This window comes from Rickettsia sp. TH2014 (assembly GCF_019249195.1).
In the GTDB taxonomy this organism is placed as follows: Bacteria; Pseudomonadota; Alphaproteobacteria; order Rickettsiales; family Rickettsiaceae; genus Rickettsia; species Rickettsia felis.
This window is the reverse complement of the sequence record NZ_MXAX01000024.1, coordinates 1-506: the sequence shown is the minus strand read 5'-3', so window position 1 is coordinate 506 and position 506 is coordinate 1. Positions and strand designations below refer to the sequence as shown.

Below are 506 nucleotides of genomic sequence, written 5' to 3'. Positions count from 1 at the left end.
GGCGTAACTGCAATATGGAGGCATGACCCAGGAGTAATATTTAAAATACCGACAAATAGAGGATTTAAAACAAGCGAGTGTATGACTCCTTGATTCTCAATTAAATGTGCTGTTTCTGCAAAGATTTTATTGTTGTAAAAATTATTAGTCGGACATGAATAACGGCATTCCACACTTAAACCTGCAATTAGATGAATAAGAAACGGTCTGTTTAATAATTCAGGATGAGGTATTTTTAAATCAGGCAAATCTATATGGCAATTACTCCAAAGTAGGATATCTAGTCAATAACTCTTGGAGACCATTTATCGTAAGAACTTGCTCGACCTAGTTGTTTTTCAATCTTTTTAAGCTCAATTAGAAGTTTACTAGGCGTTAAAGTACTTTTACCCTGCACCACTATATTTAAATAGGACTTATTCCAAGCTTTATCGGCATTAGGTGGTAGAATAACTTGTGTTTCAAAAATAATAGATTGCTTAAGTGTAATAGTTGAGATTTAATCT

Annotated in this window: 1 protein-coding gene and 1 pseudogene; both read right to left on the bottom strand. The window is 33.2% G+C overall.

Annotation, left to right across the window (positions count from 1 at the left end; all coding sequences use genetic code 11):
• Positions 1–248, bottom strand: a pseudogene (locus tag KYQ89_RS07505) (hypothetical protein); the annotation flags it as partial.
• A gap of 32 nt (positions 249–280) precedes the next feature.
• Positions 281–451, bottom strand: a complete 171-nt coding sequence (locus tag KYQ89_RS07500) for a 2-amino-4-hydroxy-6-hydroxymethyldihydropteridine diphosphokinase (protein WP_371920377.1) — start codon at positions 449–451, stop codon at positions 281–283.
• Between the last annotated feature and the right edge of the window lie 55 nt (positions 452–506).